The sequence below is a fragment of the Bradyrhizobium sp. UFLA05-112 genome (assembly GCF_053572325.1).
This window is the reverse complement of sequence record NZ_JBANBK010000078.1, coordinates 22,399-41,516: the sequence shown is the minus strand read 5'-3', so window position 1 is coordinate 41,516 and position 19,118 is coordinate 22,399. Positions and strand designations below refer to the sequence as shown.

The window sequence follows — 19,118 nt, the reverse complement described above, 5'->3', positions numbered from 1 at the left end:
AGCCAGCATGGTGAATCAGAAACAAGCTGATTTGGGAATCCCAAATCGATTCAACCTAACCCCATCCCGCTTTAGTTGCTTGATGAGCGTTTCGAGGCGCGAGGCCATGTTGACGGCAGGGCCTATGACGGTGAAGCCGGGAGCGCGAGCCGATACAGTTATCCCGAACGGCGGCGCTTGGCTCCATCCGGACTACGGCTTTCGGCAGCCTTCGCCAATCCCAGGTCGGCAAGGTTCGCTGGTTCCTGTGCCGCCTTTCGCCATTGCGCCGGCGTGATGCCCATGTGGCTCTTGAAGGCGCGCTGGAATGCGGCCTCGGATTGATATCCTGCTATCTCCGCAACGCCTGCGGTCGAGATCGAGGATTTCCGCAATTCGTTCGCCGCGCGCGCCATGCGGATGTCCGTCAGGAGATCGCTTGCAGACCGTCCCAGTTTCTCCTGGAATTGACGGGCGAGCGTGGCACGCGACATATTGCACAGGCGCGCAAGCTCGGGCAGCGACCACGCGCGCGCCGGCTCGTTGAACAGAACGGCGACGGCCGGGGCCACGCGAGGATGACCAGCCAGCGCGAGGAGACCCCGCGGCGCATCTTCGGTCTCACTTGCAAGGCGCAGCACGAGCGCGAACATCGCCGTTGAAAGCGCGTTGAGCATTGCACGGCCACCCAAGTGATCGTCCGCCGACTCGCTGCGCATCAGCGCAACGAGACCGCCAAGCTGCGCACCGGTGTCCCTTTGCACCGCGCGCGCGCCGGCATGCACGACCAGGCGTGGAGGGAGATAGCTGCGCAAAAACCGATCGTGCGGGGGCGCGATCGCGAAATGTCCGCACAGCAAGTCAAGCCGTTCGCCTCCGCCAGCGTTTTCACTGATCACGAGATTGAGCTCTCGGCGATTTCGTGCCGGCTTCGGCCGCGCGCCGCTCCCGTCGTGCATCACATGGCGCGGATTGCCGGGAAGCAGCAGGATGTCGCCCGTTTCCAGGTGAAGCGACCGTCCGCCCGCTGGATCTTCGAGCAGCGCCGAACCGCCGACAACCGCGTGATAGGGGATTTCGTTCGCCTCGCCCGGCCCCTGGTCGATGCGCCAGGGCGCACCGTAGGCGCAGCGCAGATCGAGGCGACCGTGCACCGGTATCATCTCGAACAGCCGGCTAAGCCAATCCACGACGACCTCCCGACCGGGAAATGAGATGATTGAGCATATATATGAGTTATTGCGACATTCAAAGACTCAAGCCGCGATCATATTGTCACTCCGCAATCGTTCACGAACCCAACGAAGGAGTGTCACCATGTCTCGTCTTACTGTCCCCAACCTCGAAACCGTCGCCGGCCCGTCCGGTCAGGTCTATGCCCAGATCAAGAAGGCCGTCGGCAGCGTGCCAAACACGTTTGCGGCCATTGCCGCCCACGGTCCCGCTGCGCTCAAGTCGGTTCTCGCCGCCGACGCCGTGCTCGCTGCGGGCAGCCTGACCAAGCGCGACCAGGAAGTGATCAAGCTTGTCATCAGCGCCGCCGGCGGCTGCGACTACTGCGTCGCCGCCCACAATTATCTCGCCAAGCTCGCCGGCGTGAAGCCGGAGGAGCTCAGGCAGATCCGCGAAGGCCAGCCCACCGGCGATGCCAAGCGAGACGCGCTGGTCGAGTTCGTGCGCAAGCTCGCTCGGTCCAGCGGCACCGTCAGTGACGAGGATTTCGCCGCGATCAAGGCTGCCGGCTACAGCGACGCCCAACTGGTCGAGATCAGCCTGGCTTTCGCAACCACCGTCTTCACCAACGTGTTCAACCGCATCAACGACACCGAGATCGACTTCCCCGCAGTCGCGTGAAGCGACCATGCAGTCAGATCTTGAATGAAGGACTCGCGACCATGACCGTGCTTGCCAAGACCACTCAAAAGACCACACAGAATTCCCTTGTCCGTGTGCTGCACAGCTCCGGCCTGCTCGCGGACGATCTCGACTATCACGTCGTCCGCGCCTCGATGGTGATCATGTTCTTCTTCTTCGGATATCAGAAATGGTTTCCGTACGAGTTCGAACGCCTGGTCCCGTTCATCAGCAACGGGCCGCTGATCTGGTGGCTGTACCCGGTGTTCGGCCACGCCGGCGCCAGCTACTTCCTGGGCGTTTCCGAGTGGACGTTCGGGTCCCTGCTGCTCGCGGGCTTCTGGGACAAGCGGCTCGGCATTCTCGGCGCCCTGGGCTCGACCGGCACGTTCATTGCGACGGTCACCATCATTCCGTTCATGCCGGAAGGCTGGGACATGGCCGCAGGAGGTTTCCCTGCGATGACGGGCAACGTGCCCTTCCTGATGAAGGATGTCGTTCTGCTCGCCGTCTCGCTCTACGTGCTGAGGCAGGACGTGGTTCGCCTGACGCGGCAATAAGGTGGCACTCTGCTGATGGCGATGCGTCGCCGGCCAGCTTCCCGCTCGCCGGCGATTGCGCGTCTTCGGCCACGCCGAACCGCGCAGCGAAATCCGGGAGGCCGACGCAAGTGGCCGGTCAATCTTCAGCCGTGATACGCAAACAGCTCGACCGGCTCGTTGAAGCCGCGCACCGGATGCTCGCCGACGCGCTCCAGCTCGAAGTCGTTCTTCACGAGATCGGCGAAGGCGCGCGAGAGCAGCACGGTTCGCCCAAATTGCTTGGTGAGAGTTTCGAGACGCGAGGCCATGTTGACGGCAGGACCGATGACGGTGAAGTCGAGCCGGGTGCGCGAGCCGATATTGCCGTACATGACGTCGCCGACATGGGCGCCGATCCCGTAATGCAGCGGCGCGCGGCCGGTGACGCTGTTGTTTTCGTTCAGCACAGCCATCGCCTGCCGGGCCTCGCTCACGGCCCGCAGCAGATTTGCCCCAGCCGAGGGCTGGCTGAGCGGGAAGATGGCGAGCAGGCCGTCGCCGATGAATTTCAGGATCTCACCGCCATGCCGCACGATCGGCTCGGACATCGCGTCAAAATAGTCGTTGAGGAGATCGATGACGTCGTCGCGCGGCCAGTTGTCCGAGATGCGCGTGAAATCGCGCAAGTCGCAGATCAGGATCGCGGCTCGCACCGTCGTGCCGCTGCCGCGCCTGGTGGCGCCCGCGAGAATGAGCTCGCCGGCATGCGATCCGACATAGGTCTCGAGCAGGGTGCGCGCCAGCCGGTTCTTGACCCGGATCTCGCTGACCAGCGCGAGGACCGGCATCAGTCTCCTCAGGGCTGCGATATGCGTATCGTCGAAACCACCGGGACGATCGGTTGCGAAGGTGACGAGATGCTGCTTGCCGAGCGTATGATAGAGCGGCCACGCCACATAGTCAGTCAGGCCCTTCGCCCGCATCTCGTCGTAGACGGCGTGCTTGCGCCGCTCTGACGGGTCCCGTTCGAGATGCTCGCGCACCTCGGTTGCACCGTCGTAGATTTCGTTGGCGGGACTGCCGATATATTCGGACCGCCCGCGCACATCGTAATCGACCCGCGAAATCTCCGCGCCCTGCATCCCATCGGCCCACATCATGCGCGCGCCCAGCCATTGCGGATGGTTGATCACGACATGCAGCGTCGCCCGCGCGACCGGAATGCCGGCCTGCTGGAGGCGGATGCACATCTCGGCAAAGATATTGTCGATGAAGCGCTGATCGCGCGTCTCGTTGGTCAGCCAGTGCAGGACCTCGCTGCCCGGAAGCGCGGCAGCAGGATCGATGTTTTGCGGCGCGTTCATGAGGTGCTCCTGGGCCGAGGGGCGGGTCGGGGGTGCAGGATATGTCGTGTCTCGGGCAGGCGACGTCAATGGAGGCTGCCAACCCGTAGGATGGGTAGAGCGGTCGCGAAACCCATCGAGGTTTGTCCGACGATGCAGCATGATGGGTTTCGCTAGTGCTCAACCCATCCTACGGGCGCCTGAGCCCTGGATCGACGCCACATCAGTGGACGGTCACCGTCTCGTCATCTCGGCTTCGTCGATCATTGCTCTGGTCGCCGCGCTAAATTTGGGGGCTCAAGATGCATTTGTTCAAGATGTTGTCGTCCGACCGCCGGTCGATCCTGAAGGGGCTCGCGGCCGCTGCGGTTGCGCCGCTGGCGGGGCCGGCCTTGGCCGCCGAAGGCTTGCCGAAAGCGCCGACGGGGCCGGCGGCTGCGATCGCCACCGACAAGGCCTATTGGGACGCGGTGCGCGGGCTCTATGCCGTGACACCTGACGTCGTGAACCTGGAGAACGGCTATTGGGGTGTCATGCCCGAGCCCGTCCGGCGCGAGTTCATCCGCCAGACCGACATGGTCAACTCCCAGAATTCCTATTATGCGCGGCAGCGCTTTGGTGCCGATTTCGAGGCCGTGCGCGTCAAGGTCGCGGAAGCCGTCAGCGCGGCGCCCGAGGAGATCGCGCTGACGCGGGGGGCGACGGAGGCGCTGCAGCTCCTGATCGGCGGCTACAACAGGCTGAAGGCCGGCGACACCGTGCTCTATGCCGATCTCGACTACGATTCGATGCAGTATGCGATGAACGCGCTGAAGGCGCGACGCGGCGTTGACGTCGTCAAGTTCGACGTGCCGGAGCCGGCGACCCGGCAGGCGGTGCTGGACGCCTACGCAAAGGCGATCGAGGCCAATCCAAAGACGAAGCTGCTGCTTCTCACCCATGTCAGCCACCGCACCGGCCTCGTGATGCCGATCGCGGAGATCGCGCGCATGGCAAAAGCGAAGGGCATCGACACCATCGTCGACGCGGCGCATTCGTCGGGGCAGATCGAGTTCAAAGTCGGCGAGCTCGAGGCCGATTTCGTCGGCTTCAACCTGCACAAATGGATCGGCGCGCCGCTCGGCGTCGGCTTCCTCTACATCAGGAAAGACCGCCTCGCCGACATCGACCGCGACATGGGCGACGAGGACTATCCGGAGAGCGATATCCGCTCCCGCGTGCACACCGGCACCGTGAATTTCGCGACCGTGCTGACGGTGCCGACGGCGGTCGCGCTGCATCAGGAGATCGGCGCACCCGCCAAGCAGGCCCGCCTGCGCTATTTGCGCGACTACTGGGTGAGCCGCGCCCGCGCGTTCAGGGATATCGAGATCCTGACGCCGGACGAAGCCGGCTCCTACGGCGCCATCACCTCATTTCGCCTCGCCGGCAAGACGAGCAAGGCAGACAACGACGCCGTCGTGACCAGGCTCCGGGACGGCTTCAAGGTGCACACCGTGCGCCGCGCGGGCGTTGCCAAGGGGCAATGCATCCGCGTGACGCCGGCGCTCTACACCACGGAGGCCGATCTCGACCGCCTGGTCGAGGCGCTTGCAATCATCACCGGCACGAAGGCGGGCTGAGGCCCGCCATCAGGCTTGGGGAACCTGAACATCCATTCAACAAAGTTTCTGCCGCGTTCCTGCAACGGCTGATGCTGGCGGTCGTTGACCCCTGCACGAACGATGCAAAGGAGGAACCGATGAGGAAGCTCACTTACGCGCTTGCAGCGGCAGCGACGCTTGCAATCAGTGCCCCGACCATCGCCAATGCAGCCGGCTTCGGGGTCTATATTGGCGGCGACCGAGACTACTACGGCGACCGCTATGATGGTCCGCGCATGCGCTTCTACGATCACGACCGCGGCTGGCATCATGGCTGGTACCATCATGACCGCGACTACGACCGCGGCGTTGTGATCCGCCGACACTACTGGGACGATTAGCGCAGACCCGGCATGGTTGAACAAGGAAGGCCTCGCTTCGGCGAGGCCTTTTTGTTTTGCGAAGTTTGGTCGAAACTTCTCGGGCGCAGCCCGAACCAGATCTCAGCTGACCGATACCAGCCCCCCGTCGGTCGCCACCATCGAAGCCCTCGTGCGCGGCAGGACGAAGTGAATGATCGCGGTTGCGATCAGGTAAACGCTGGCACAGGCGAAGAACACGAAGGTGTAGTTGTTGCCCGTTGCGTCGAGCACGCGGCCGATGGCCGCGGCGGAAAAGGCGCCCGCCACGGAACTGATGCCGCCTCCGAGCCCGACCGCGGAAGCGACCGCTCCGCGCGGCATGGTGTCGGATACCAGCGTGAACAGATTGGCGGAAAAGCCCTGGTGAGCCGCCATCGCGATGCCGATCAAGACGACTGCGGCCCACATGCTGTCCAACTGTGGCGCGAGAAACACCGGCACGGTGCAGGCTGCGCAGACCAGCAAGGTGATCTTGCGGGCGGTGAACACTTCCGTGCCGCGCTTGATCAGGGTCGACGAGATCCAGCCGCCCGCGATCGAGCCGATATCAGTGAGCAGGTAGATCACCACCAGCGGCAAGCCCACCGCCATCAGCGACACGTGAAACTTGCTGTTGAGGAAGGACGGAACCCAGTTGTTGTAAAACCACCAGGCCGGGTTGGTGAGCACACCACCAACGATGTAAACCCAGGTGCCGGGATAGGCCAGCAACTTTGCCCAGGGGACCTTTTCCGTCGCGACTTCGGGGTCGCTGTTGATATAGGCCAGCTCGCTCGGCGACACGCGGGGGTGTTCGGCCGGGCTGCGGTAGGCGATCAGCCAATACGCGACCCAGATCAGCCCCATCGCGCCGGTCACGTAGAAGGCTGCCTGCCAGCTGGACAGGCTCACGACCAGTGCACCGATCAGCGGCGCCAGCATCGCGCCGACATTGCTGCCGCTGTTGAAGATGCCGGTTGCCAAGGCACGGTCCCGCACCGGGAACCATGTGGCGATCGTCTTGATGCACGTCGGGAAGTTGCCACCCTCACCGAGGCCGAGCACGATGCGGGCGACCATGAATCCGGCGACCGATGCGACCAGGCCGTGCGCCATGGATGCGAGGCACCACAGGATGGCGGCTGCGGCAAGACCGAGGCGAATTCCGATCTTGTCGGTCAGCCACCCCATGCCGGCATAACCGAAAGCGTAGGCGAACGAAAAGCAGAAGATGATGTTGCCGAAATCTGTTTCGCTGAAATGCAGATCGTTCTGGATCGTCGGCTTGAGCACGCCGAGGATATTGCGATCCATATAGTTGATCGTGGTCACGGCGAACAACAAGGCGCAGATGACCCACCGATAGCGGGTGGACGCCTTGGTGAACGCCTGCAGGTTCGACTCGCGCATCAAATCCTCCCTTGAGCTGGCGCCTCGGCATTTTGCCCAGCCTCTGGCCCGGCCCCGGTTTTCCCGCGGCTCGTTCCGCCATCGCCTCGAACCTAGAAGACACCCCGCGTGCGATCGACTAGTTATTGGGCATCGATCAATTCAATTTCGACATTGAATGCAACCGATGGCGGTCGGCGTCTTCCATGCCGATCCGCGGCTTTGACCTGTTGGCAGCGGCGTCCGCTAGATCGGGTCGAACGCGCGGATCGGGGGCAGGTTGCTGGTGAACCGCTCCACCTCGACGGTCGTGAGCTGGCCGGTGCAGCCTTGCGCGAAGGACGAGGTGCCGATGTCGCGGGTGAGCACGTTCGGATTGCCGTGAACGCAAAGCGGCGCTTCTTCCTCCGGATCCATCGGGTCGTACCAGGCGCCGGTCGGCAGCTGGACTACACCGGGCGCGATGCCGTCGGTGACATGGACCGCGGCAAGGCAGGCGCCCCGCGCGTTGAACAGGCGGATGATGTCGCCGTCCTTGATCCCGCGAGCATCCGCGTCACGAGGGTTCATGCGCGCGGCCTCGCGGCCACGATGTTTTGCGCCTAGCGAATGTCCGCCGAAGTCGAGCTGGCTGTGCAGCCGCGTCACCGGCTGGTTGGCGACGAGGAAGCACGGCGAGCCGGGCGTCGGCACGTCGGTCTTCTCGAGCCAGACCGGATGGCCCGGACAATCCGCATCGCCATGGCCTGCGATCTTCGCCGAAAAAACCTCGATGCGCCCGCTCGGCGTCGGCAGAGCGTGTGCGACCGGATCCTCGCGGAAGCGGCGCAGCCTGCCGCCGTCGTCGGGCTGCTGCGGCACGACCAAGCTGCCGCGCTGCCAGAACTCCTCGAAGCTCGGCGCTTCGAGGCCGCGCTTGGCCAGCGAGGCACGGGTCGGCTCATAGAGATGTTGCAGCCATTGCCGCGCGTTGCGCCCCTCGGTGAAGGGTTCGCGCACCCCGAGACGATCGGCGAGATCGGCAAATATCTCATAGTCGTCACGCGCCAGCCCAAACGGCTCGGCGATCCCGTGCATGGCGACCATCAAGGGATCGTTGGCGGAATAGCCGATGTCCTCCCGCTCGAGCGTCATTGTCGAGGGCAGGACGATATCGGCGTGGCGGGCCGTCGCGGTCCAGGCGAGCTCGTGCACGACCAGCGTATCGACTTTCGCGAAGGCCTTGCGCAGGCGGTTGATGTCCTGGTGGTGATGGAAGGGATTGCCGCCGGCCCAATAGACGAGACGGATGTCCGGATAGATGCGCGTCTCGCCATTGTAGCGATAGGTGCTTCCAGGATTGAGCAGCATGTCGGCGATGCGCGCCACCGGAATGAAATCGGCGACACCGTTGCGCCCCTGCCCCAGCGTCGGCCCCGGCACGTCGTTGACGCGCCGGCCGTAATAGCCGATCGCCCCTAACGAATAGGCGTAGCCGCCGCCGGGAAGGCCGATCTGGCCGAGCGCTGCGGCCAGCACCATGCCCATCCACACCGGCTGCTCGCCATGCTCGGCGCGCTGCAACGAATGGGAGACGGTGATGAGCGCCCTTTTTCCGGCAAGGCGACGCGCGAGCTTGCGGATCGTGGGCGCATTGACGCCAGAGATCACGGCGGCCCATTCGGCGCTCTTGGCTTGCCCGTCGCTCTCGCCGGTCAGGTAGCGCAAGAAGACCGGCCAGCCTTCGGTGTAGCGATCGAGGAAGGCCTGATCATGCAAGCCCTCGGCTACCAGCGTGTGGACGATGCCGAGCATCAGCGCAGTGTCGGTGCCGGGCACGCACGTCATCCATTCGGCACCGGCCTCCACCGGCAGATCGTCGCGGAGCGGGCTGACCAGGATGAACTCGCAGCCGCGCCGGCGCGCAGCGTCCATGGCGCCGCGCTCGACGTGCTTGCTGATCGAACCGCCCGCCACCATGGAATTCTTCAGCGCCATGCCGCCGAACGCCAGCACGATTTTGGTCTCGGTCGCGATCTGCTCCCAGGTGACGTTGCGCTTGGTGATGTCTTCGTAGCCCGCCAAAATCTGCGGCAGCAGCACCGAGGACGCGCCTGAGGAATAGGAGTTGACCGACCGCACATAGCCGCCCATCGCGATGTTGAGGAAGCGATGCACCTGGCTCTGCGCGTGATGGAAGCGGCCCGCGCTCGCCCAACCATAGGAGCCGCCGAATATAGCCGAGGGCCCGCGCGTGTCGCGGATGCGCGTCAGCTCGTCCCCAAGGAGGTCTAGCGCCTTCTCCCAGCTGACGGAGACGAACTCGTCGCGGCCGCGGCGATCGTCGGGGCCGGGCCCGCGCTCGAGCCAGCCGCGGCGGATCGCGGGCTGGGCGACGCGCGCCTGGTGGCGGAGCGCGCCGGGGAAATTGTCGATAATGCCGCTCGGATCGGGATCCCCCGCATAGTGCCTGACTTCCAACCCGGCCTCGCCGTTGCGCGCCGAGAACACGCCCCAGTGCGAGGTGTGCGGCTTGAAACCGTCCGACAGGTCGAGGCCGGGATCGGGGTAGCCAATCGTATCATCCATCGCGTGGTCCTCGCCGGGGGGCGCCGAGCAGGCTGCTCCGGTCGCAATTGCCGAGACAATATAATGAAGCGCGGCTGTGAAGGGCAACGGATTAGCGATGTCGGGAACCGAGAGCATAGCGGCCTCGCGCAGATTGCACAGCCTTCATGCGTCCGGTCTCAACGTCGTCATGGCTGCGCGAGTTCACTCATTCGCTGATCGCCGTTTCGCCGCAGGGTTTCCCGGCCTTGTCGGCATTGCCGCCCCCGCCTTGATGAAACATGATGGGATTCAACCGGTGACGGGTTTTCTTTGAGGTGGAGGTCATCCGATGAACGAAAACGAAATCCGCGGGCTCATCTCGGAGGTGAAGCAAGGCACGCTGTCGCGACGCTCGTTCATCCAGTCAATGACTGCGATCGGCATCGCAGCGCCGGCCGCGAGCCAGATCCTGGCCTGGAACGACGTGGCGATGGCGGACGCCACGCTTGACTACAAGCCGACCAAGGCCGGCGGCGGCGGCCCGCTCAAGATCCTGCTTTGGCAGGCCCCGACGCTGCTCAATCCGCATTTCGCGCTCGGCACCAAGGACCAGATCGCCTCGCGCATCTTCTTCGAGCCGCTCGCCGGCTGGGACAAGGAGGGCAACCTCATCCCCTGCCTCGCCGCCGAGGTCCCGAGCAAGCAGAACGGCGGCCTTGCGCCGGACGGCATGAGCGTGACGTGGAAGCTGAAGCAGGGCGTGACATGGCACGATGGCAAGCCCTTCACCGCCGACGACGTCGTCTTCACCTGGACATACGCCGCGGATCTCGCGACCGCGGCGTACACCACGGGATCCTACACGAACATCACCGTCGAGAAGATCGACGACCACACCGTCAAGGTGAAGTTCAAGAGTCCGACCCCGTTCTGGGCCGACCCCTTCGTCGGCGCGGTCGGCCAGATCCTGCCAAAACACCATTTCGGCAACTATGTCGGCGCGAAGTCGCGCGAAGCGCCAGGCAATCTGAAGCCGGTCGGCACCGGCCCATACAGGTTCGTCGAGTTCAAGCCGGGCGACATGATCCGGGCCGAACGCCACCCCGACTATCACGTCAAGAACCAGCCGCATTTCGACACGCTCGAGGTGAAGGGTGGCGGCGACGCGGTCTCCGCCGCACGCGCAGTGCTGCAGACCGGCGAATACGACTATGCCTGGAACCTGCTGGTCGAGGATGAGGTCCTCAAGCGCATGGAGGCCGGTGGGAAGGGCAAGGTCGACGTCACGCCCTCCGGCAACGTCGAGTTCATCATCCTCAACACGACGGACCCGTGGACCGAGGTCGACGGCGAGCGTTCCAGCATCAAGACCAGGCACCCGACGCTGTCCGAGCCGGCCGTTCGCCGGGCGATCAACTTCTTGATCGATCGCGAGGCGATCCAGAAATTCATCTACGGCCGGGGCGGCATCGCGACGGCGAGCTTCGTCAACCAGCCTGCGCAGTTCAAGTCGGGTAAGCTCAAATACGCGTTCGACGTCGACAAGGCGAACAAGATCCTCGACGAGGCCGGCTGGACAAAGAGCGCGGACGGCATCCGCGAGAAGGACGGAAAGAAGCTCAAATTCGTCTTCCAGACCTCGATCAACGCCCCGCGCCAGAAGACGCAGGCCATCATCAAGCAGGCCTGCCAGCGCGCAGGCATCGAGATCGAGCTCAAGTCGGTCACCGCATCGGTGTTCTTCTCGTCGGACGTCGGCAATCCCGATACCTACTCGAAATTCTATGCCGACATGGAGATGTACAACACGACGCAGCCGCAGCCCGATCCGGAGCGGTTCTTGAACCAGTGCGTTTCGTGGGAGATCGCCAACAAGGAGAACAAATGGCTCGGGCGAAACATCTCGCGCTGGTCCGATCCAGAGGCCGACAAGGCCTACAAGGCCGCGCAGAACGAGCTCGACCCGGTCAAGCGCGCCGCGCTGCTGATCAAGGTCGACGAGACCTTCTGCGAGGCAAACGTGTTCCTGCCGCTCCTCTCACGCAACATCGTCGGCGCCGGCGTCAACAACCTCATGGCCGACATCTCGGGTTGGGACGTCACGACGTGGAATCTGGCGAGTTGGTATCGCAGCACGTAGCTCGAGCCGGTATCGCGATCAATCCAACTCAAAGGAGGACTTGACTGCTACCGATCCCATGCCCGGCTCGGATCGCCTCCATCTGCGCGATGACGCTGCCGCACTCGTAGCGGCGAGACATCGGCCGGCCGAGCACATTCCCGCCAGTTATGATCTCCTGAAAACTTGCAATTGGACGCAGGTTTGGTTCGCGAGTTAATCCCACGGCGAAGCACGGCCCCAAATCCGTGATGGCACCGATCCATCGCCGAATGCTTCGACAGGGAGAAACACGTGTCATCTCACGCTCACGCGGCGGGCAGCGAGCACGCGCCTCGATCGCTGGAGGCCACGCTCAGGGCGATCGGCGTTCCCCTCGCCATCGTGATCGCGGCCGCCATCTGGTTCAGTCCCACGCCGGAATCGCTGTCCTTGCAGGGACACAAGGCGCTTGCGCTCTTTGGCGGCATTTTCGTTCTTTACCTGACCGAGGCAATGCCGTTGGCCATTGCCAGCCTGATGGTTGTACCGCTTGCGGTCCTGACCGGAACGGCTACGCTTCGGACCGCGCTTGACGGCTTCTCCGCCTCGCCCGTGTACCTCATCGTGGGCGCCTTCATTCTCGCGACCGCCATGGTGAAGACCCGGCTTGCGGAGCGCATCACTTACATCATTCTGGCGCGGTTCGGCAGTGAACCGACACGGATTACGCTCGGGGTGACGCTCGTCAATATCGCGCTTGCGTTTCTCGTTCCGTCATCGACGGCGCGCACGGCAATCCTCCTGCCGGAGTGCCTCAGCATTCTGACGATCTTCGGAGCCGGAGCGCGTTCGCCATTTGCAATCAATCTGCTCCTGACCCTGACGATGACGAATGCGACGATCGGTGCCGGCGTGTTGACGGCGACGGTGCCGAACCCCGTGACGGTCGAGTTCGTCGCGAAGACGAGCGGCCATACGATCACCTACGCCGAATGGCTGCTCTACGGATTCCCTCCGGCGCTGGTCATGACCATGTTCACCTGGTGGTTCATCCAGCGTGTCTTTCCGCCGGAATTCAAGGCCGGTCATGAGCAGGCCGACGCGCGGATTTCGCAGAATCTCGCCGCAATGGGGGGGATGTCTTCCGCCGAATGGCGCGCCTTGACCGTCTTCGCCCTGGTGAGCTGTCTGTGGGCGACGCAGGGCTTGACCGGGCTCGACACGACAGTCGTCTGCCTGATGGGCGCCTGTCTGCTGTTTCTGCCTCGCTTCGGCGTGATCGACTGGAACGATGCCAACAAGGGCGTCTCCTGGCAGGTGCTGCTCATCGCGGGCGGCGGAGTCTCGCTCGGCGACATCCTTCTGAAGACAGGCGCCGCCAACTGGCTGGCCAATTCGATCTTCCTCGCGCTCGGCCTGGCCGGTTCGTCGGCGCTGATCGTCATCGTGGTCGTGATGTTCATCGTGCAGTTCATGCACGTGATGTTCGTCGGCACGACCGCCATGGCGACGGCCCTGCTGCCGATCATCCTGGCGATGGCGGGAACAGCTGGTGTCAATCCGGTCGCGCTGGCGCTGCCGGCCGGCATGATCATCGGCGGCTATCCGCTCCTCATGTTCTACAACACCCTGCCAAGCATCCTCGTCTATGGAACGGGCCGATTGCGCGTCGAGGATTTCCCGAAAGTCGGTGTCGTCGTCTGCATCGTCGCCTGCCTTCTCTACGCCCTGTGCGCCGCGACCTGGTGGCATTGGCTTGGACTGGTCTGATTTCTGTCGAGCGTCAATTCACATATCCGGAGCACAACACATGACATTGCCACTCGCCGGCATTCGCGTCCTCGATCTCTCGAACGTGCTCGCCGGTCCGTTCTGCGGCTATCAGCTTGCACGTCTCGGCGCCGAGGTCATCAAGATCGAAAATCCAAAGGGCGGCGATCTTGCGCGCCGACTCGGCGCCGACCCGGCGATGGCGAAGAATCTCATGGGGTTGTCGTTCGTCGCCGTCAACGCGGACAAGCAATCCGTCGCCATCGATTTCAAGGCCGATCAAGGCAAGGAGATATTCCTTCGTCTCGTCGAAACGGCCGACGTCGTGCTGGAGAATTTTCGCCCGAAGGTCATGGAACGGCTGGGGCTCGGCTATGAGGTGCTGGCAAGGCGCAATCCGCGCATCATCTATTGCGCGATCTCCGGCTTCGGGCAGGACGGACCCTGGGCGGGCCGACCCGCCTACGATCAGATCGTTCAAGGACTTTCGGGCGTCATGAGCGTCACGGGCGATGCCAACACCGCCCCCTTGCGCACCGGCTTTCCGATTGCCGACACGATTGCCGGTCTCACCGCATCCTTTGCGATCACGGCCGCTCTCGTGGAACAACGGCAGACCGGACGCGGGCGGCACATCGATGTCTCGCTGCTTGAATCAACCCTGGCTGCGATGGGCTGGGTGGTTTCCAACCACCTCAACGGCAATGTCGATCCGCAACCGATCGGCAACGAGAACTTCACGGCAGCTCCGTCCGGCACTTTCACGACGGGCTCCGGGCCGCTGAACATCGCGGCAAACGAGCAGAAGCAGTATGAGGCGCTGTGCGACATCGTCGGAAAACCGGAGCTGAAGTCCGATCCGCGGTTTAGCGAGCGGCAGGCGAGAAAGGACCATCGCGCGGCTCTGAAGCAGGAGCTTGAAGTCGCCCTCGCCGCCAAATCCGCGGCCGAATGGGAGACGCTTTTCAACGCCAACGGCGTTCCGGCTGGATGCGTTCTGAGCGTGCCGCAGGTGCTCAAGGAGGAGCAGATCGTCGGCCGCAAGTTCGTCGAAAGCCTGAGCGCGAAAGTGTCAGGCGGCCAGACGATGCGTGTCACCCGTCCGGGCTTCCGACTCGAGACGGATTATCCGGAACCGTTGCCGCCACCCCGCCTCGGCCAGGACACCGAGAAGTGGCTCAGGCAGCTCGGCTTCGAGCACGGCGACATCGAAGCGTTCGGCCAGCACGGCGTTGTCGCCTTCGACAACCGGCCGACGGTCAAGGAGTCGGTCAAGATGCCGGATCTGAAGGCACGCGCCGAGACGTCGAGCACCTGACAAGCGATCGAGGAGAGACTCATGACCGATCAAGGCTCCGCAGACCTGCTGCAAACGGCGACCCAATGGTGGTCGACCGGCATTATCGACATGAAGCCGGGCGTGATCCGGTTTCGCGGCTTTCCGATCGAGCAACTGATTGGCCGGGTGTCGTTCCCGCAAATGATATGGCTGATGCTGAAGGGCGAGCTGCCGTCCCCTGAGCAAGGAGCACTCCTGGAAGCTGCGCTTGTCGCCGCCGTGGACCACGGTCCCCAGGCGCCGTCGATCGCGATCGGACGGATGGCCGTGACATGTGGCCTTCCTCTGAATGGCGCGATGGCCTCGGCCATCAACGTGCTCGACGACGTGCACGGCGGCGCCGGCGAACAATGCATGGAGCTGTACGCCGAAATCGCGCGTCTTCAGGATGATGGTGCCGAGTTGAAAACAGCCATCGAACAGGGCCTCGACGCCTTCGTCGCAGCGAACGGAAAGATCGTGCCCGGCTTCGGACACCGCTTTCATCCGATCGATCCCCGATCACCCCGGCTACTCGAGCTGGTCGATGCAGCGCGAGGGCATAACGTGGTCACCGGGCGCTTTGCAGAGATCGGCCACGGGGTCGAAGACTTGATGCAGCGGCGCAAGGGTCGGAAGATCCCCATGAACATCGACGGGGCCACCGCCGTCATCTATTCGGAGCTGGGCTTTTCGCCCGCGCTGGGTCGTGGCCTGTTCATTCTCTCGCGTTCGGTCGGCATCCTCGCGCATGCATGGGAGCAATCGCAGCAAGGCGGACGGATCAAGGGACCCATGCCGCCGGGTATTCCCTATCGCTACACCGGGCCCGCTCCTCGGGATTTCGCAAAATGACTCAAAACCAAACCGAAGGCAGCGGCTCCGCCTCTCGGTCGGGAGGCGGCAACTATCTCGCCGTGCGGCCGGACTGGCTGGCGCGCGGCTTCGAGGAGGCGCTCGAACCTGATCTGCCCATCATCGACGCCCATCATCATCTCTGGGACAGGCAGAACTGGAGATACCTGTTCGACGAATATCTCGCCGACATCGCCGGAAGCGGTCATAACGTCACGGCAAGCGTCTTCATGCAGTGCCAGGCGATGTACAGGTCCGGCGGACCAACTGCGATGCGGGTCGTCGGCGAAACCGAGTTCATCAATGGTGTCGCGGCCATGAGCGCGAGCGGCAACTACGGTCCGCGGCGCCTTTGTGCCGGAATTGTCGGTCACGCGGATCTGCGTCTCGGAGACGAAGTGACGGCGGTGCTCGAAGCCCACGTCGCCGCCGCTCCCGACCGATTTCGCGGCATTCGGCACGTAGCCGCGTGGGACACCGATCGAAGCCTGATGAATCCGCTGAGCGCCGGTCCGCCCGGCCTCCTCGGCGACAGCGCGTTTCGAGCCGGGTTTGCGCGACTGGCGCCATTGGAGCTCGTCTTCGACGCATGGCTGTTCCACCCGCAAATCCCCGAACTGACCGAGCTCGCGCGGGCGTTCCCGCAAACAACGATCGTGCTCGATCATCTCGGCGGGATCGTCGGCATCGGAGCTTACAAGGATCGGCGCGACGACATTTTCGCCGCGTGGTCGGGCGCGATCCGCGATCTTGCAAGATGCGAGAACGTCTGCGTCAAGCTCGGCGGCCTCGGAATGCGTATCAACGGATTCAGATTCGACATGCGGGAGATCCCGCCGACGTCGGAAGTCCTCGCCTCAGTCTGGCGGCCCTACATTGAGGTTTGCATCGAAGCATTTGGCCCGCAACGATGCATGTTCGAGAGCAATTTTCCGGTCGACAAGGGCTCGTATGGATATGGATCGGCGTGGAATGCATTCAAACGCCTGACGCGTCACGCAAGCGAGAGCGACCGCCAGAGCCTGTTCAGTGGGACTGTCTCACGCGTTTATGGACTCGCTCCGCCCGACTGACCACGATGGGCGGCACTGCGTCGGAGGCGTCCGTCATGCCCGGCAACGTGACCTGCTCGAGGAAATCGCGCCCTTTGGATTTGAGCAGGCCGACGACCCGCTGCGCGGCCGGAGAGAGATAGCCGTCCCTGCGCGTGACGAAGCCGAGCGGCCTTCGCATCGTCGTGGTGTCGATCATCAAACGGTCGAGCTGGCTGCCCAGTCGAAGCGGATGAAGGTTTCGCGTGGACGTGAAGCTGAGCAGCGCCGTGTCGGCGATCAGCTTGGGCAACGTCGTGATCGAGTTGGTCTCGATCTGGACGATCGGCGGCGGCAAACCATGCGCTTCGAATACGTTGTCGAGCCACTGACGCATGGCGACGGTACGGGCCGGCAGCACCCATTTCGACGCGACCAGATCCTCAATGGCGAGCCGCTTGCCGCAAAGTGGATGATCCTTTGCTGCGACGACGACCACTTCGTCCATGCCGAACGCTTCGTGCCTGAACTCCTGCTCGTCCGAGGCAAGTATCGGTCCAATCGCGAGATCGAGGGTCCGCTCGCGAAGCGCTGCCCTGACGACGCCACTCATTCCAATCTGCACTTCGATCGCCAGTCCAGGCGCATCGGCGATGATGGCCCGGCATATCTGCGGCAGCAGGTATTCCCCCATCGTGGCGCCACAGCCGATACTGACGCGACCTGCCGCGCCGGCGGCGAAATCGGTGACCTCGCGCAGCGACTCCTCCATCGCCTCGCGCATTCGTCGCGCGCGTGCCAGGAGGACCTCTCCGACGCGCGTGAGGGTGATCCCACGCCCTGTTCGCTCGAACAGATCGGCGCCCACGGCTTCTTCGAGACGCTGGATACATTTTGTCAGAGCTGGTTGAGTGCGGCCGAGCTTGTCGGCAGCTCGGCCCATATGGCCCAAATCGGCAATCACCTCAAAATAGGTGAGGTCGCGAAGGTCCACTTCTTCCTCCCGGTTATCGGTTCTTGAACATTAGCGATTGGACCCTTGTCCGCTCGATCTGGCATGTCGAGCCTAACACGGCTGGGCCCCGTCAGGGTAACCGGCCCGGATAGCAGGGAGGACCAGCGGATGACCGAAATCACGGCCAACAGATCATTCACGGATGGAAGTCCCGATGCGGGACTGCTGGCAAGTGCCATTTCCAAGAACACCTGGCGTTTGGTCCCGCTTCTGGGTCTCGCCTATCTCTTCAACTACCTCGATCGCACCAGCGTCGGCTTTGCTGCACTGCAAATGAACAAGGATATCGGATTGAGCGCCACTCAATTCGGCTGGGGCGCCGGAATCCTGTTCTTCAGCTACTGCCTTCTGGAAGTCCCGAGCAACATGATGATGTACCGGTTCGGTGCGCGTCGCTGGCTGGCCCGCATCATGATCACGTGGGGCCTTGCTGCGGCGGCGACTGCGTTTGCGACGGGACCGTACAGCTTCTACCTGATCTGCTTTCTCCTCGGTGTATTCGAGGCCGGCTTCTTTCCGGGCGTGATCTGGTACATCTCGATCTGGTTTCCCGCGAAGCACCGGACGAGCGTGCTCGCCCTGTTCATGGCTGCGACGCCGCTATCCTCGCTGCTGGGCAGTCCGATCTCGGCGGCCCTCCTCGGCATGGATGGATTCTGGGGGCTTGCAGGCTGGCAATGGATGTTTCTGATCGAAGGCCTTCCAGCATGCGTGCTCGGAATTCTGTGCCTCGTTCTGCTCGCCGACAGGCCCGAGCAGGCTCAATGGCTCACGCCTCAGGAGCGACAAGCGCTTCTGTCCGCTCTTGCCGGCGACAAGCACGACAAGCCAAAAAAGAACCTGTGGGCCGCAATGAAAGATTCGCGGGTGCTGATGCTCACGGCGGTCACCTTCGCCTTCACGATCGGCTCCTACGGCATAGGCATCTGGTTGCCCTTGATCCTGAAGGGGCACGGTCTGAGCAACATGGAAGTCGGGTGGCTTTCGGCTGTTCCCTACCTCTTCGCAACGATAGGCATGCTGTTTTGGGCGCGTCTCGTGGATCGCAAAGGTCAGAAGGTCTACAATCTCATGGCCGCTTTGATCCTTGGCGCCCTTGGACTGACCCTCTCGGTCGTCTTCACCTCGCTCGCTCCGGCCCTGGCCTGCCTGACACTGGCGCTGGTCGGAACGATCTCCGCGCGGACTGTCTTCTACACGATCCCGCAGAGCTTCCTGACGGGCGCCGCGGCGGCCGGGGGAATAGCGTTCATCAACTCTGTCGGTGCGTTCGGCGGTTTCGTGGGTCCCTATATGGTCGGCCTTTTGAAGGACGCAACCGGCTCCTTCAACGCCGGCATGATCGGGATGGCGGTGATCCTTGTCGTGGCGACAGGAATTGCCGGCGCCCTCAAACTGGTCGCGGAGGAGATCTGAGTTGCAGCGAGCG

The 19,118-nt window shown here is 63.4% G+C and carries 15 protein-coding genes; 10 read left to right on the top strand and 5 right to left on the bottom strand.

From position 1 onward, the window contains the following. Positions 1-158: 158 nt before the first annotated feature. Positions 159-1,142, bottom strand: a complete 984-nt coding sequence (locus SO180_RS33025) for an AraC family transcriptional regulator (RefSeq protein ID WP_449383005.1) — start codon at positions 1,140-1,142, stop codon at positions 159-161. Positions 1,143-1,296: 154 nt separating this feature from the next. On the opposite strand from SO180_RS33025, the gene SO180_RS33020 reads away from it, so the two are divergent. Further along, positions 1,297-1,833: a carboxymuconolactone decarboxylase family protein gene (locus SO180_RS33020; protein ID WP_449383003.1), complete on the top strand. Its 537-nt coding sequence runs from the start codon at positions 1,297-1,299 to the stop codon at positions 1,831-1,833. Positions 1,834-1,874: 41 nt separating this feature from the next. Beyond that, complete coding sequence (locus SO180_RS33015; protein WP_449383002.1) at positions 1,875-2,393, top strand: YkgB family protein; 519 nt, start codon at positions 1,875-1,877, stop codon at positions 2,391-2,393. A gap of 125 nt (positions 2,394-2,518) precedes the next feature. On the opposite strand, the gene SO180_RS33010 is transcribed toward SO180_RS33015, so the two are convergent. Continuing rightward, the gene (locus SO180_RS33010; RefSeq protein WP_449383001.1) at positions 2,519-3,718 is read right to left on the bottom strand and encodes an adenylate/guanylate cyclase domain-containing protein; all 1,200 of its coding nucleotides are present in this window, start codon (positions 3,716-3,718) and stop codon (positions 2,519-2,521) included. 281 nt (positions 3,719-3,999) lie between these two features. On the opposite strand from SO180_RS33010, the gene SO180_RS33005 reads away from it, so the two are divergent. Beyond that, positions 4,000-5,319 carry an aminotransferase class V-fold PLP-dependent enzyme gene (locus tag SO180_RS33005; RefSeq protein WP_449383000.1) on the top strand — a complete coding sequence of 440 codons (1,320 nt, stop codon included), beginning with the start codon at positions 4,000-4,002 and terminating at the stop codon, positions 5,317-5,319. A 119-nt stretch (positions 5,320-5,438) separates the two neighbouring features. After that, positions 5,439-5,681, top strand: coding sequence for a hypothetical protein (locus SO180_RS33000; protein ID WP_449382999.1), 243 nt, complete (start codon positions 5,439-5,441; stop codon positions 5,679-5,681). Between the two features lie 102 nt (positions 5,682-5,783). On the opposite strand, the gene SO180_RS32995 is transcribed toward SO180_RS33000, so the two are convergent. Both SO180_RS32995 and SO180_RS32990 read right to left on the bottom strand, forming a co-directional pair. Next, positions 5,784-7,091 (bottom strand): MFS transporter, encoded by a 1,308-nt coding sequence (locus tag SO180_RS32995; RefSeq protein WP_449382998.1) that lies wholly within the window; start codon positions 7,089-7,091, stop codon positions 5,784-5,786. 225 nt (positions 7,092-7,316) lie between these two features. Beyond that, the gene (locus tag SO180_RS32990; RefSeq protein WP_449382997.1) at positions 7,317-9,638 is read right to left on the bottom strand and encodes a molybdopterin guanine dinucleotide-containing S/N-oxide reductase; all 2,322 of its coding nucleotides are present in this window, start codon (positions 9,636-9,638) and stop codon (positions 7,317-7,319) included. A gap of 310 nt (positions 9,639-9,948) precedes the next feature. Here SO180_RS32990 and SO180_RS32985 point away from each other — a divergent pair, with 310 nt between their 5' ends. The 5 genes from SO180_RS32985 to SO180_RS32965 all read left to right on the top strand — a co-directional run bounded on the left by SO180_RS32985 (position 9,949) and on the right by SO180_RS32965 (position 16,716). Beyond that, the gene (locus SO180_RS32985; RefSeq protein WP_449382996.1) at positions 9,949-11,739 is read left to right on the top strand and encodes a peptide ABC transporter substrate-binding protein; all 1,791 of its coding nucleotides are present in this window, start codon (positions 9,949-9,951) and stop codon (positions 11,737-11,739) included. A gap of 273 nt (positions 11,740-12,012) precedes the next feature. After that, the gene (locus SO180_RS32980) at positions 12,013-13,470 is read left to right on the top strand and encodes an SLC13 family permease (RefSeq protein WP_449382995.1); all 1,458 of its coding nucleotides are present in this window, start codon (positions 12,013-12,015) and stop codon (positions 13,468-13,470) included. Between the two features lie 40 nt (positions 13,471-13,510). After that, entirely contained in the window at positions 13,511-14,788 is a 1,278-nt protein-coding gene (locus tag SO180_RS32975) for a CaiB/BaiF CoA transferase family protein (protein WP_449382994.1), read from the top strand. A gap of 21 nt (positions 14,789-14,809) precedes the next feature. Beyond that, positions 14,810-15,643 carry a citryl-CoA lyase gene (locus tag SO180_RS32970; RefSeq protein ID WP_449382993.1) on the top strand — a complete coding sequence of 278 codons (834 nt, stop codon included), beginning with the start codon at positions 14,810-14,812 and terminating at the stop codon, positions 15,641-15,643. Further along, positions 15,640-16,716 carry an amidohydrolase family protein gene (locus SO180_RS32965; protein ID WP_449382992.1) on the top strand — a complete coding sequence of 359 codons (1,077 nt, stop codon included), beginning with the start codon at positions 15,640-15,642 and terminating at the stop codon, positions 16,714-16,716. The genes SO180_RS32970 and SO180_RS32965 overlap by 4 nt, the downstream gene beginning before the upstream one ends. On the opposite strand, the gene SO180_RS32960 is transcribed toward SO180_RS32965, so the two are convergent. Further along, positions 16,670-17,668 carry a LysR family transcriptional regulator gene (locus tag SO180_RS32960; protein ID WP_449382991.1) on the bottom strand — a complete coding sequence of 333 codons (999 nt, stop codon included), beginning with the start codon at positions 17,666-17,668 and terminating at the stop codon, positions 16,670-16,672. The genes SO180_RS32965 and SO180_RS32960 overlap by 47 nt on opposite strands. A 129-nt stretch (positions 17,669-17,797) precedes the next feature. On the opposite strand from SO180_RS32960, the gene SO180_RS32955 reads away from it, so the two are divergent. Beyond that, positions 17,798-19,105, top strand: coding sequence for an MFS transporter (locus tag SO180_RS32955; protein WP_449382990.1), 1,308 nt, complete (start codon positions 17,798-17,800; stop codon positions 19,103-19,105). Positions 19,106-19,118 lie beyond the last annotated feature (13 nt).

Excerpts from the sequence above, each read along its gene's own strand:
- SO180_RS32995 (WP_449382998.1), bottom strand. The coding sequence starts at position 7,091 with ATGCGCGAGTCGAACCTGCAGGCGTTCACCAAGGCGTCCACCCGCTAT.
- SO180_RS33000 (WP_449382999.1), top strand. The coding sequence starts at position 5,439 with ATGAGGAAGCTCACTTACGCGCTTGCAGCGGCAGCGACGCTTGCAATC.
- SO180_RS33005 (WP_449383000.1), top strand. The coding sequence starts at position 4,000 with ATGCATTTGTTCAAGATGTTGTCGTCCGACCGCCGGTCGATCCTGAAG.
- SO180_RS32955 (WP_449382990.1), top strand. The coding sequence starts at position 17,798 with ATGACCGAAATCACGGCCAACAGATCATTCACGGATGGAAGTCCCGAT.
- SO180_RS33010 (WP_449383001.1), bottom strand. The coding sequence starts at position 3,718 with ATGAACGCGCCGCAAAACATCGATCCTGCTGCCGCGCTTCCGGGCAGC.
- SO180_RS32990 (WP_449382997.1), bottom strand. The coding sequence starts at position 9,638 with ATGGATGATACGATTGGCTACCCCGATCCCGGCCTCGACCTGTCGGAC.
- SO180_RS33015 (WP_449383002.1), top strand. The coding sequence starts at position 1,875 with ATGACCGTGCTTGCCAAGACCACTCAAAAGACCACACAGAATTCCCTT.
- SO180_RS32970 (WP_449382993.1), top strand. The coding sequence starts at position 14,810 with ATGACCGATCAAGGCTCCGCAGACCTGCTGCAAACGGCGACCCAATGG.
- SO180_RS33020 (WP_449383003.1), top strand. The coding sequence starts at position 1,297 with ATGTCTCGTCTTACTGTCCCCAACCTCGAAACCGTCGCCGGCCCGTCC.
- SO180_RS33025 (WP_449383005.1), bottom strand. The coding sequence starts at position 1,142 with ATGATACCGGTGCACGGTCGCCTCGATCTGCGCTGCGCCTACGGTGCG.
- SO180_RS32975 (WP_449382994.1), top strand. The coding sequence starts at position 13,511 with ATGACATTGCCACTCGCCGGCATTCGCGTCCTCGATCTCTCGAACGTG.
- SO180_RS32965 (WP_449382992.1), top strand. The coding sequence starts at position 15,640 with ATGACTCAAAACCAAACCGAAGGCAGCGGCTCCGCCTCTCGGTCGGGA.
- SO180_RS32985 (WP_449382996.1), top strand. The coding sequence starts at position 9,949 with ATGAACGAAAACGAAATCCGCGGGCTCATCTCGGAGGTGAAGCAAGGC.